We start from the raw sequence: 13,589 nt of genomic DNA, 5'->3' as shown, positions 1-13,589 counted from the left end.
TCCGTGAATATGAACTCATTTACATGGATTAAAAGACGGTTTTAGGCTGTAAGTTCGATCCAATTACCTTCAGGGTCTTCAATGACGCTTTCAAAATATCCATCTCCAGTGGTTCTTGGCTCCCCTATGATCTTGAGTCCCATTTCTCGGGATCTCTCCGTTAATTCAATCACTGCCGTTACTGATCCTAATGAAAAGGCCATATGAGCCATACCGCTGATTTGCCCCCTTTCACCCAAAGCCTCTTTGATATCAGCCCTATGCATTAATTCTATCCTTGTACCAGATTCAAAAGTGAGAAAATAAGATGAAAACCCTTTTACTTCATTTACATATTTTTCATTACTACTCATTTTAAAATGAGTCACATAGAAGTCTTTCATTGCTTCCAGGTCTTTTGTCCAAAGCCCTATATGTTCTAATTTCATAAGAAAGATTTAATCGAAATTGGTATTGTACTTCGGTTAGTCTGATGTAGAATTGAGACACAACTCAAAACTAGTCAATTTCAATTTGGTACTTCGTAAGCAAACCTGAGAGACCGGATTGTGAAAATTTACTTTTCTTTACTTTATTCATTTCAGGGTCAATTAAAAAATTGATGGTGTTTCTAAAATCAGCTTGTTCTAGATTTGACATATTAAATACAGCCCCACCTAAATCACTCCCATCAAAGACCGACGCCTGAAGGTCGGCATTGCTAAAGTCAACTTTATGCAATTGACATGCTTTAAAAACAGTCTTCTGCATCTTTGTTTCATAAAATGAAGAATGATCTAGAACGCAGGATTCGAATTGTACTGAAAGTCCAAATTTATTGCAGTTTTCGAACCTCAAGCCAAGCATTTTACAACCTTTAAATGAACATTCCTGAAACAAAGTGCCATTAAGTGTTGCCAGACTGAGGTTGCAATCTATAAACTCGCAGTCAATGAAATCTATCAATGAGAAATCCGCATTTGACAAATCACAGGCATTGAAAACACAGTTTTCATAGTCTGCCTCTTCAAAAGTGCCTTCGGAAAAAACCAATCTGTTAAAGTCTTGTTCTCCAAAATACTTTTCCTTCATAAACGATCTGAATTCAGTCTAAAACTAATCAGTGATTAAACTGAAGGAGTTCATAAACTTTGAAATTGATTCGTTAGAATCCTTCTCTGTTTTAGTAATGACTTGCAGCATGTAAACCTTATTCTCAACAAGGAAGACGCGGATTCTTATAACAGCCATCCCATCTTGGAAATTGATCTTAACTTCTTTACCTGGATATGAATCGATCTTAACCTCTTTTTTGGAGAGTATTTCTCCATCAATAGAACTTACCAGACCATCTAAAGTTTCTTTAAAAAAGCCGGCTAATTGTTCTTTTCGATCTGAATGCACCAATGAATCAGGGTATTGCGCAAAACTGCTTAAGTAGATCATGTTACTGTCCTCATCTTTCTTAGAAAGATCCAGCATGTTGATATGCATGTCTAACGGCCCAGCCTTTGTATTAACTGTTTGGACACTTACAGAAGGTTCTTTAGGGAATTCAATCTGATATCCCTGGTCTTTGTTTTTCATTAAAAACCAGTCTGAAGTAATTATAAAGCCTGAAGAAAGCGCACTAATGAAGAAAATGAGTGAAAGGGTTGAAATTTTTTTGAAATCCATCTTTTTAATTTTTCCATAAATATAAAACATGCAATTCAAAAATCCTTGTTTCCTTCTGTGTTTTCCACAAAAACGCAACAAATTAGACAAGCAAGAGAAGCTATCCTGAAAAACCTCCTCCAATAATAATCCAAAAAGCACTTAATTTGAGAAACCTTAATCCCAAGTAACACTCACGGTCAGTTAAACCAGACGAACCTCTTTCAAATTAGCTGAATTCATCTCATTTCGATTTTACCATCAACCCATGGAGAACCAAACAAATACATATCAATACCTGTTTTGTTTTGCACTTCCACCAAGTCATTTCTCAGTTGCACAGATCTTAGACCGATGGCAGCGCGCAAGGAATCTGTTTTCGTCAGACTTTTCGCAAAAGGAGCCTCTAAAAATCCATAACTCACCTCTGAAGGCTCCGTCATGGTAGCCATTCTCCATTCCTCAATAAAAGCAAAATCAACAGGTTGCATTTCCCCTCTATCGATTGCTTCAATCAGTAATGGTCGTAGTTGCGGATATAAAGTATCCTTCTGTACATACTTTTGTGAAATGGAATTATGGTGGCTTAAAATTATAGACATCCACATATCATTCCCAATGAGCCTCCCTCCCGGATAACCTACTTGGTTTAAAATAATCAAGAGTTGGGCCATCTGTTTTTCACTATGAGGAGCAAATTTTTTCTCCGCATATTTATCCTGAGATGCTGAACTCAACTTAAAAAGAGCCTTTATAGCGAGCTTTTGATCTCTTTTGAACATATCGTGCACCTTAGCAGCTAAAGTATCATTGACACCCTGCTCAAAGCTTTCATGGTACTTATCGTAATCAAGAAGAATAGCCTTTCCATCTTGAGTATCAAGCCAAGGCTTAAGTAGTTCATTGTTTTTAATAGATTTCTTCGTCCATCCGGTTTCGATGCCTCCTCGTAAAAATAAAGCAGCTTCCTCATCCTTCTTTAGTTTTATCGCCAATTGTGTGGCCAGCTGATATTCTCTCAATAAAACATAATCATAGGTTTTAAAAATATCTTTATAAACAACAAGAGCAGAATCAAGTGCTTCCCTAGCTACAAATGTCTCAGCTAAGATTACTTTTTGGTGGTATTGCGTATAGCTATATTTATCGCTATTCTTTTGAGTTAACACATTTGAGAAGTGTAATGACCCAATTAGAAACATCAATAATAAAATATAATTATACATCTGAACCATAAATAATTACGATTTATTAATTAAAATTATTGTTGAACTTATTTTTATGATTTTATTTAGAGTATAAGCTTATTCTCTGAGTCTTAAACCCTTTCGATTTGACTTCTAATATGATTTCTCCCGGCGTCAATTTTGATTCAACCAAGACCACTAATTTACCACTAAATAATTTCATTTTTGGCAGATGAAACATTTCCAATGACGTTGGGTCACCGTTACAAACTGCCTTAAAACTGCCATGACCTTTCACTTTAAATTGCAGATCATTGTCTGCCAAAGGACAAAAATTTCCATCCCTATCAACGGCTGATACCGTTATAAAAGAAAGGTCTTTACCGTTCGCTGAAAGTGTAGTTCGATCAGCTTCCAAAGAAAAATTTATGGGTTTACCTGCAGTGTGAACTTCCTTTACAGCCTGTTCTTTTCCATTTTCATCATAGGCTAGCACTTTAAGTGTTCCCGGCTCATAAACCACATCCATCCACATCAAACGATAGCGTGTTTGCGCCGTAGCTTTATGCTTTTTCTGGACTCCCATGCTTTTCCCGTTAACGAACAATTCAGCACTCGGATAGCTTGTATAAACAAATACGGGCGTTTTCTCACCCTCTCTGCCTTCCCAGTTCCAATGCGGTAAAACATGTAAAGTCTCCTCCTTCGTATTCCATCGACTGCGATATAAATAGTATCTGTCTTTAGGGATTCCTGCCAAATCACATATTCCAAAATAAGAGCTTCTGGATGGCCAGACTTCATCATATGGTGTTGGCTCCCCTAAATAATCAAAACCCGTCCACACGAACTCTCCAATAACCCAGGGCTTATCATCCTGTAACACAAAATCATCATCCGGAAGATTTGACCAGCTGCAGCATTCCAAATCATAAGAAGATGAATGCCCGTCATCATATTGTTTCATCTTGCCTTGCTCAACCGGAAACTTATAAACCCCTCTTGAACTTACTGTAGATGCCGTTTCAGACCCTAGTAAAAGTCCTTGTGGAAATCGCTGATAAGCCTCTTCATAAAGATGTAATCTATAATTTAAACCCGGAATGTCCATAAGGGCACCAAACCCTGATTCCATTGTGGCTTCAACCTGATCCATACCAACCGTCACCGGTCTTGTCGGATCTTCCCGATGAAATATATCTTGTAACCATTTTGCTCTTTTAACACCTTCGGCACCCCATTGATCAGGCACTTCATTCCCGGAACTCCACATCACAATGCAAGGATGATTTCGGGTGGCATGAACCAGACTAACAACATCTTTTTCAGCATCTTCTTCAAAATACAGGTTATAACCATTCTCAACCTTTGGTTTGGCCCATTCGTCAAAACTCTCTGCCAAAAACATAAAACCCATTTCATCGCAAAGCGCTAATTGCTCTAATGATGGCATATTATGCGAACTTCTTATGGCATCAACCCCCATATCTTTAAGAATCACCAACTGCCTTCGCAATGCAGCTTCATTGATCGCCGCACCCAAAGGCCCCAGATCATGGTGGAGACAAACTCCTTTAAATTTCCTGGATTCACCATTTAAACTAAACCCAGTTTTTGCTGTATAACTGATACTTCGAATTCCAAAAGTTTCGCTTATCTCATCTTTTAATTCATCTCCAACATAGAACTTAAGTACCGCTGTGTACAAGTCTGGTGACTCAGGGCTCCATAGATTAGGATTATTAACCGCCAGACTTAAATCAAACTCATTTAAGAATAGTTCAGTAGCTTCTCCTTCAGCTACTGTTTGTCCATTTTTATCAATTAATTGCGCCTCCATCCTGCCCTGCTCAGCAGTTACTTTCAATTTGATGTTCACCTTCGCCTTAGCTGTTGTTACAACTGGAGTTGTGATATAAGCTCCCCAGTGTGCTATGCTTTCCTTTTCTTTCATGATTAATTGGACTTTGCGATAAAGCCCGGCTCCAGGATACCATCGTGACGATAGCGGTCTGTTAGTTAGCTGAACAGCCAAAGTATTGCTTCCTTCTTTTACATAATCGCTCACATCGAAATAGAAATAACTATAGCCATAATTATGTTGACCTACCAACTTTCCGTTTATATAAACTTTAGCCTCACTCATGGCTCCGTCGAAACTCAGGATCACTTTTTTGCCCGCCTCTTCAGATGAAAGAGAGAATTTATTTCTATACCAGGCTTGTCCAATATGCGGCAAAGACCCTGTTCTACCCGTCTTTTCTGTAGCAATTTCTTCCCCATTTTGCTCTATCTTCACAAGCTGCTTATCTATTTCTTTATCGAATGGACCATAAATGGCCCAATCATGTGGAACCGAAACTGTTTCCCAGGAGGAATCATCAAATGAGTTTTGATAGGCTTCGTCATTTTGGCCTTTTTCAAACCTCCAGTGATCGTTTAACTCCTTCACTTCCCTTACTTGAGACATTATTAACATTGGCAACATAAAAATTAAAACAAAAGCTACAATTCGATAGGATCTAACTTCCATAAGCAGGTTGTAATTTATTAAACGTTATAAGTACATTTATTCAACTTCAAATATATCATAATGGTTTATGATTCCTAGACCTTAGACCATTAAGATTTAATTATTTTTTAGGTCGCAAATAACTTTCCATTTTCATTAATGGCAGGTACCTCCCTTTCGGGAAACTTTCCTTCTTGTCATAGGTAACAAAACCCTGCTTCTTATAAAATACCTCAGCATTTGGATCAGCCTCAACCAGGATGGGAAGATCCTTATTCACTGCACTCTCCAAAGATGCTAAAAGAAGTGCCTTACCCAAGCCCTTCCCTATTGTATCTGGCCTGAGCCAAAGATGCTCTACTTCATAATAACTATCCGCTTCTCTTATCGCACAAAAGCCCTTTATTTGGTCGTCTATTGTCACGACCCTAATCTCCAAATCAATCAAATCTAATTCACTGATACGTAAATCATCCTTCCAACGCCGTATCCATTCTTCAGGGTAATTCCAATACCTTTTTGAGGCCAGACTAATATGATTAAGCGCCTCAATATCCTTTATTTCTGCTGGCCTGAATTTCATTCGAACAATTCTATGGTATACTTTAATAATGTTGCGCTACCTGGTTCACCATGACCAGGAACAACAATTTGAACTTTCGGCACCATGACGCTCAATTTCTCGATTGTTTTTGGCCATTCAACCGTATTTGCATCTTCTAAATTCCCTTTCTTAGCTCCCAATGCCTTGACAAGACAGCCCCCAAAAAGAATACCTTCATTTGAAAAATACCCTACTATATTATCTTTGCTATGTCCTTCACCGACAAACAAACTAATCACCTTACTATTTCCAAACTGATGCTCATAGGAAGAAGTTATGCCGTACTCCGGCACAACAAGCTCCTTTTCTTTAGCAATATCTATGGTAAAACTATTCGCAAAGGAAGTAATTTCATTTTTGTGAAATGCTTCTAAGCCACCCATCGCATCAACATGAAAGTGTGTAACAATTACAGAACGAACCTTGCAATTCATATCATTCTTTAACCAATCTATTAGTTCTTGAGATGTTTTATTTGTCGTGGGCGTATCAAACACAAGCGCTTCAAGCTCATCAATAAAAACCATTCCATTGCAAGGAACTTTCCCATACGCTTCTGTATCCAGGTAGGATTCATGTATATAAGCATGCTCCGATAATTGATTTATTTTTAAATTTTTCGTTTTGTAAACTTCGTTTAATTTTATTGATTCATCACATGAGAAAAGTGATGATAAAATAATGATTATAAATATTTTAAATAATTTATAAAAAATAATATTCTTCATTGAATGTGATTTGTTTTTGCACACCGCTTAAGAATGTGCTCAGTAATATTCTAATAGATCCACATTACAAACTTAGCATTTGATTCAGGAAAGAATCAATCTTTATAAAAGCTAGATCCTGGCTTGTTTTAATTTTGACATGGCGTCGGTATTTCCCACCTCCTTGCAATATCCCATCAGGATCATCAAATCTATAACCTTGACCAAATTCAAGCGAAACATGATTTTTATAAACAAAAATACCACCTAAATCTTCTTCTAACGACAACATAATCCCACCATACATCATTCTTTCCTGAATAGCTGGCTCAAGATGCTTCACCTTAGCCCTTAACTGCATGACTATACCATGCTTTTGAGGATCTGTTAATACCAAAGCATCTAAAAATTCTTGAACCGTTTGTTTCTTCATCACTATATCCTGACTATTTTTATTGTATCAATCCATAATACAAGACATCTACCAATTCACCAGATGAAGTCTTGTAATCTTTACGAATAGTACCCTCAATTTCGAATCCAGATTTCTCAGCAATCCTTCTCGCCGGCAGATTACTTTCATGGGTTCGTAAAAACAATTTCTCGAAACCATATTCTGAAAAGCAGTGATCAGAAAAGACCTTCAAGGCTTTTGCTCCTATTCCTTTCCCTGTATATTCAAGGTCAATAAAATAACCGATCTCTGTCTTCGGAACTGACCATTCGATATTCTTAAGGTCATAAAACCCAATCAATGATACAGTGTCGTTGTCAACCAGAACATAAGGAAAATAGCTTCTTTCCTTTATTCTCTTTTCCATGTCTATCAGAAATTCTTTTGTGTCATCAAAATTTTTCGTTTTGGAAACCGTACCTGCAAAATACTGCAGAAGGCGCTCTCTGTTTCTTGACATCATGTTGAAGTAAGCCTCGAGATCCTCCATTGTAAGGAGCCTTAAAGCATAATGTTCGAATTGAATCATAGTTTGCAAACGAGATTTAAACCCGCATTAAAAATAATAAACCTTTTCTAAGATCAGGCTACAAAATTACTGATCCTGTTATTTTTTTCTGGCAATGATGACAGTGTGCTCCTCCTCCACATCCTCCTTTTTCTTATAAATCAAGCTAATGATATCAATTAGTTGAAATCCATACATCTCTAGTTCTTTTTTGAGTTCCTCAGTCTGATGATAGAAAAAATACAGGCTGTTACCTTCTTTATCGGTCATACAAACTGGCTCTGTTTGATTACCTGCCACATAACTCAAATAGAGCACACCTTTATTTGAAAGTAATTCAGTACAGTCCGAAACTAATTTTAAACGATCTTCTTTCGATAAATAGGGTAGCGTAAAGCCGCAAACAATGCCATCAAATTGTTGTTTCATGCTTGACATATTTCTGCAATCCAATACCTCAAATTTAACTTGAGGAACATTAGATTCAGCTCTTTTGATCATTTGAGCTGATACATCGGTTGCAGTATAATTCAGGTCAGGAAATCGTTGCATCATAAAGCGAGTTATCATTCCCGGGCCACATCCCAGTTCTAAGATCCTGGCATTCGGTTTATCAAGTGAAGACAAAAACAATTTATAGCTATCATTGTACAAACTCAAATCCATAAACTGCCTTTCATAAGCTGAGGCTATGGCATCCCAGGTTTTAAAAGTGATTTTATAAGTATCCATCTTAGCGCAATCGATCTGGTTTAAAAATAAAAAAACTACAAGTTCTTACAGTTCATATATATCTCCCGTCCTCGCAATTCTGAATCCTTTTTTTATCACAGTCTTGGAGGCTTCGCTTTCAGCTCTTAAAACCGGATTTGTATGGTTAAAGTGGATAAATATTATTTTAGATTTCTCCTCTGGAGAGAGCCATCTAAACTTTTCCATACTTTCAATTACAAAAGGATGTGGTATTTCACTAATAGCTCTATTGTTAATCTCTTCACCATCATAAAAGGTAGCATCTAGAAACGCATAATCAACAGTCTTGACTATTTCAATAATATCGGTCTCCCATTTCTCCCATTTGTCGATATCAGGTAAGAATAAAGCCTTTTTATTTGGCCCTTCAATTATATAACCTACCGTTTCAGAATACTCGTCACGATGTGGCACAAGCAATGGCGTTACACTCACATCTTGATTTAGTTTAAATTTCACCTGATTCTCTAAACTTTTAAGCGAAATATTTTTATTAGTTACCAGTTGATCCCAGGGCCCATTTGTTTCAAGATATCCTTTCATTTTTGGCATGGCAAAAACGGCAACCTGTTCCGCATTCATGGCCTCCTTGCCCAAATACATCAATCCGGTATAGTGACCAATATGCGCATGGGTTAAAAATATACCGTCTGGAGTTTCATTATTGTCTACCATCCCTCTATTTTTTAACTTCTTCAACTGGGTAGGTAAATCAGGGGTGGCCTCAAAGATATACTTGGAAAAATTTATCTGATCCACCAAACCCAATGAAACCACTTTTCTGCTATCATCATGGTTTTCAAACAAGAGGGCACAACATTCTTTTTTACAGGCTATATGCGGAGAACCAGCATCTTGAACCGTTCCTAGAACGATAAGAAAAACACTTGGATCAATTAAATCATTAAAGGGGATCGTCCTTGTCTCTTGTCCCCAAGTAATTAAAGAAAATAGGAGACAGATCAAATTAACGCTATAGATTTGAATTCTTGTCATGCGCTTGGCTGTTAGCTGGTTCGCAATTTGTATTAGGTTTAATCTATTCATTAAGGACAAATTTAAAAGACGTCTTCAATATAACTATTTCACAAGATTTAATAAGCATTCTTAGCTATTAAAAGCTTACCAATTCAAAGCTTATTCACTTATTTCTTCTCGTATCGATTGTACTTCTTAAGGGTTTCAATAAGCAGATCATGTGGCAAAGCATAAGCCTTGTTCCCATGAATACCTTCCATCGTTTCCGCAGCAACCATGGCATTGATAATCGCCTCCTCTACCACCTGTACTGTAGCTTCAAATAATGGGAAGGTTTTATCATTAGAAATCACCTCCACTTTCTGTTTGTGATCGCGGTGAAAAGCATTTTCATTGGCTGTTGAAAAAGCAATAAAAATATCACCTGAGCCATTACTACCTCTTCCACCAACGATACCGACACCTAAAGGTATTCTTTGAGCTACCCGCTTTAATTGATGCGGCAATAAAGGAACGTCTGTAGCGATCACCACGATAATTGAACCATCTCCTTCTTGTCGTCGGGAGATAGGATCTGCTTTGTATTCATAGTTTAAAGTGTCTTTTAAGGCAATTCCAACAGGCACTCCAGCAATACTCAAGTTTCTCTTAGCCCCAAAATTTGATTGCACAAGCGCCCCAACTGTATAAGTTGTATCATTTATTTTAAAAACCCTTGACGAGGTCCCGGTTCCGCCCTTAAAGCCAAGACACATCATACCAGTTCCTCCACCCACATTCCCTTCTTCTATGGCACCTCCTTTGGCATCATTAATCGCTTCTCTCACATGTGATTCCTTCACATGAAAACCATAAATATCATTTAAAAAACCATCATAGGTCTCTCCAACCACTGGGTAAGTATACCACCAGGTTTCTCCTCTATACCAATCTGTATCAACATACCATTTCAAAACAGCATCTCTTACTACACCTACACTATTCGTATTGGTAATCATTACAGGTGTTTCTAAAAAACCTGATTCTGTTACCCATGTGGTTCCTGTCATCTCACCATTACCATTTAAACTGTACCAATTCGCATAGACAGGGCTAAATTTTTTGGCTTTGCCTCTTGGGAAAATAGCAGTAACGCCTGTTCTAATAGGGCCTTCTCCTAAGATATTCTTTCCAGTGCCTTTGATGATCGTACTGTATCCCACTTCTACTCCCTTAACATCAGTAATGGCATTAAATTCTCCAGTGGTTCCCTTAAAGGGCACCCCTAAATCTCTGGCTCTTGGTTTTTGAGCGTGTAAAATACTGATGCATAGCAATAATAATGATAGGCTAATAATTTTTCTCATGTTCTGGTTGTAAGTTGGTTAATAAGCTGTTTTTGGTTTATTTATTTTTCAAAAAGTAATTTACTCTGTTTCCCTAAGACACCAGCAACTCCGCCGGCTATACCTCCAACAATAGCGGTTACTAAAATTAATGCGTAGGCATTACCTCCGAGAGGCAGTAACACTGCTATTTTTTTTGCCAAGATAAAATCATTGCCATTTGACAAAATAAAAGCATACACTATCCAATAGAAAAAAATCGCTGAGAAAGGAACGAGAAATACTGAAATACCTTTTACAGAAAAAAACAATCCAGCCAATAATGCAGCTAACATAACTGACCACCAAGGCATGAAGAAAGAAAACAGTATTGCCAGAAAAAGAGTCGTCAAAAAATTAAGGCTCGTATTGTTCATTTAGTTTGAGTTTAATGTTTGTGTACCTATCACGAATTCGGTTTTTTCTGCAGATTGCATAAAGTTCAGCTCATGGTAATTCCCCGCTGCCCAGGTATCTATAAAATCATCGTAATGCATACTACCAGGATTACCCGACTGACCTCCAGGGTAAATCCCCAAGGCTTTTGGCGGGCTGCTCATCTCAACAATCATACGCCATGAAGGGCCATGGTTTTCTTTGGTTGCATTCACAATTCCAGAGCCTCCACCAATAGGGATATTAAATCTTGAAAAGGCTGGTAAACCTTGTAACAAATGATCAACATGAGTTGCTTTATATGCGTTCCAATTATAATCCCCGTTTTCAGTTTTCCACTTCGTCAATGATGCAACCGTTTCCTTAAAACTGATCAAAAACAGGTCATCAGCCTTTTCGATTTTTGGGGTATTCTTCATATCGATAAAGGAATCCATGGCGTTATTCTTTAATAAAGAAATCGTATGATAAGATCCTGGCCTAGCCATCGCCACATCTTTAATATCGAACTCATCCCATAACAGATTGTTAAAATTCCACCACCAATAAGACCAAATGCTAGGGCCAACCTCATCCATATTGTTCATATAATTCCAGGCCTTCACTTCGCCTAGCATCTTTGATTCTTCGTCATTCAAGTCATCACTTTTTATACTCGCAATCATATACGGCAAAATTTCCGCAGCTTTTAAATTGTAATTATTATTGTGTAAATCTTTAAAATCTTGGATTTCAAATTTCTCCTTAGTATTAAAAAAGTCATTAATTACACGGTTTCTATAGTTCTCATAGAAATCATCAATTACATAATACGGATAAGCATCATTCACAGGACGCTGATTAGCAGAACTAACAAAACCTCGTTTAGGATTCTTTGTATGCACATTAAAACGCTGAGGAATAAATCCTTGCCAATCGTGTTCTGGATTGCTACCATCCATTAAAAACTTACCTTGCCCATTCCATTTATTTGGAAACTTACCTTGAATCCATAATGCAATATCTCCGTCTACAGAAGCAAATACAAAGTTCTGTGCAGGCGTAGCATAATGTGACAACGCATTCACATAATCATCATAATTCTTGGCGCTATTCAATTCTAGAAATGTCCTTTGGTTATTTCCGCCATGATGACCTATCCATTTCATGGCATAACCCTGATACCTGTCATTTCCCATAAATTTATCATCATAAGTCACGGGCCCATGATGCGTGTATCGAACCGTATCTTTAAATGGCATCTCACCTCTGATTTTAATCTCTTCCATGCGAAAAGAAACATCCTTCCATTGCTCATCATGCTTATATTTTGATGGATCAGTCTTGTCAAATTCAATTTTATACCAATCCACGAGATCTCTCCTGGCGTTCGTTTCACCCCATGATATGTGATTGTTAAAACCTGAAATAACACCTAAAGCACCGGGCAAGGTAGCTCCAAAAGCATTGTGCTCAGGAGTACTGAGCTGCATTACGAACCAAATTGAAGGTAAGCTTAAACTCAAATGCGGATCATTGGCCAAAATTGGATTTCCTGAATAGGATTTAGCTCCAGAAACCGCCCAATTATTGCTCCCATTATCAGGGTCAGGTTTTTCAATAACCATAGAAATAGAATCCATAACCATCTCAGGAACTGGAGTTTCCGTCATCGGGACATCAATAAAGCTCCAATCAGTATCTTCAGGGATCACAGGTTCTCCATCATTAAGGTAATCCGGGAATAAAAAATCAAATTTTTCCTTGCCAAATATTCTTAAGGCATTCGTGCGTTCGAGATCGTTGTCAGATGATGCCAGATCTTTGGTCATGAGCATTAATAACAAAGCTGTTTTTTTAGAACTCCATTGTTCTGGCTTATAGTCAAGCAACTTATATTCCACAGGGATGTCCTTATCATCCAATTGATTTATATAGTCATTTACACCCGATGCATAGGCTTCAACTAGTTCTGCTGTTTTTGGATCTTCACGCATTGCCTTAAGAGCCTGCTCTGCACCAAACTCCATACCCATCCTTCTTTCTTTACGGTCATAATCCAAAGCTGCTTCACCTATGATTTCGGAAATCCGCCCTGCCGCACTATGCGTCTGAAATTCCATTTGCCACAGTCTATGCTTTGCCGTTATAAACCCCTGAGCCCTATATAAATCTGCATCGTTCTTCGCAAATACATGAGGAATTAATTGCGCATCATAATGAACAGTTACTTGATCTTTAAGACCATTAATAAGCACTGTACCTTCAATAGACTCGTCTGTTTCATTTTGCCAAAATCCAGAATAAGGGTTCAGAAATTTCCCAATGGGAGGAATCGAACCAAATTTATTATTTAAGCCATAAAGGACGGAAATCGCAAGTATAAGAGAAAGAAAAAACTTTAAGTACTTCATAAATAATCGCAAATTAAGACCCTTAATTTACTAAATAAAAACGACTCAAATTCTAGTTCCAGTCAATTCAACTAACTCATTAAAAAGTTTAAATTCTA

At 37.5% G+C, this 13,589-nt stretch carries 14 protein-coding genes; all 14 read right to left on the bottom strand.

All coding sequences use genetic code 11. The features are described 5' to 3' along the window. Positions 1-41: 41 nt before the first annotated feature. Positions 42-428, bottom strand: a complete 387-nt coding sequence (locus tag QWY87_RS11535) for a VOC family protein (protein ID WP_290291293.1) — start codon at positions 426-428, stop codon at positions 42-44. A gap of 70 nt (positions 429-498) precedes the next feature. Next, on the bottom strand, positions 499-1,071 hold the full coding sequence (locus QWY87_RS11530; RefSeq protein WP_290291292.1) for a pentapeptide repeat-containing protein: 573 nt from the start codon (positions 1,069-1,071) through the stop codon (positions 499-501). A gap of 24 nt (positions 1,072-1,095) precedes the next feature. Next, a complete protein-coding gene (locus tag QWY87_RS11525) occupies positions 1,096-1,656 on the bottom strand; it encodes a hypothetical protein (RefSeq protein ID WP_290291289.1) in 561 nt (186 codons plus the stop codon). A gap of 218 nt (positions 1,657-1,874) precedes the next feature. After that, complete coding sequence (locus tag QWY87_RS11520) at positions 1,875-2,870, bottom strand: hypothetical protein (RefSeq protein WP_290291288.1); 996 nt, start codon at positions 2,868-2,870, stop codon at positions 1,875-1,877. A 52-nt stretch (positions 2,871-2,922) separates the two neighbouring features. Further along, entirely contained in the window at positions 2,923-5,355 is a 2,433-nt protein-coding gene (locus QWY87_RS11515; protein ID WP_290291286.1) for a DUF4982 domain-containing protein, read from the bottom strand. A 100-nt stretch (positions 5,356-5,455) separates the two neighbouring features. Then, positions 5,456-5,917, bottom strand: coding sequence for a GNAT family N-acetyltransferase (locus QWY87_RS11510; protein WP_290291284.1), 462 nt, complete (start codon positions 5,915-5,917; stop codon positions 5,456-5,458). After that, positions 5,914-6,666, bottom strand: a complete 753-nt coding sequence (gene bla / locus QWY87_RS11505; protein WP_290291283.1) for a subclass B1 metallo-beta-lactamase — start codon at positions 6,664-6,666, stop codon at positions 5,914-5,916. The genes QWY87_RS11510 and bla overlap by 4 nt, the downstream gene beginning before the upstream one ends. 64 nt (positions 6,667-6,730) lie before the next feature. Then, positions 6,731-7,078, bottom strand: a complete 348-nt coding sequence (locus tag QWY87_RS11500; protein ID WP_290291282.1) for a DUF1801 domain-containing protein — start codon at positions 7,076-7,078, stop codon at positions 6,731-6,733. Positions 7,079-7,097: 19 nt separating this feature from the next. Beyond that, entirely contained in the window at positions 7,098-7,628 is a 531-nt protein-coding gene (locus QWY87_RS11495) for a GNAT family N-acetyltransferase (protein WP_290291281.1), read from the bottom strand. A gap of 78 nt (positions 7,629-7,706) precedes the next feature. Beyond that, entirely contained in the window at positions 7,707-8,339 is a 633-nt protein-coding gene (locus tag QWY87_RS11490) for a class I SAM-dependent methyltransferase (protein WP_290291280.1), read from the bottom strand. 45 nt (positions 8,340-8,384) lie between these two features. Further along, positions 8,385-9,407 (bottom strand): MBL fold metallo-hydrolase, encoded by a 1,023-nt coding sequence (locus QWY87_RS11485; protein ID WP_290291279.1) that lies wholly within the window; start codon positions 9,405-9,407, stop codon positions 8,385-8,387. Between the two features lie 98 nt (positions 9,408-9,505). Next, positions 9,506-10,684, bottom strand: a complete 1,179-nt coding sequence (locus QWY87_RS11480) for a DmpA family aminopeptidase (RefSeq protein WP_290291277.1) — start codon at positions 10,682-10,684, stop codon at positions 9,506-9,508. A gap of 41 nt (positions 10,685-10,725) precedes the next feature. Further along, entirely contained in the window at positions 10,726-11,079 is a 354-nt protein-coding gene (locus QWY87_RS11475) for a hypothetical protein (RefSeq protein ID WP_290291275.1), read from the bottom strand. Beyond that, complete coding sequence (locus QWY87_RS11470) at positions 11,080-13,491, bottom strand: penicillin acylase family protein (protein ID WP_290291274.1); 2,412 nt, start codon at positions 13,489-13,491, stop codon at positions 11,080-11,082. Positions 13,492-13,589 lie beyond the last annotated feature (98 nt).

The organism is Lutimonas halocynthiae (genome assembly GCF_030409835.1).
GTDB classification, from domain to species: domain Bacteria; phylum Bacteroidota; class Bacteroidia; order Flavobacteriales; family Flavobacteriaceae; genus Lutimonas; species Lutimonas halocynthiae.
This window is presented reverse-complemented; position numbering and strand designations above follow the sequence as displayed.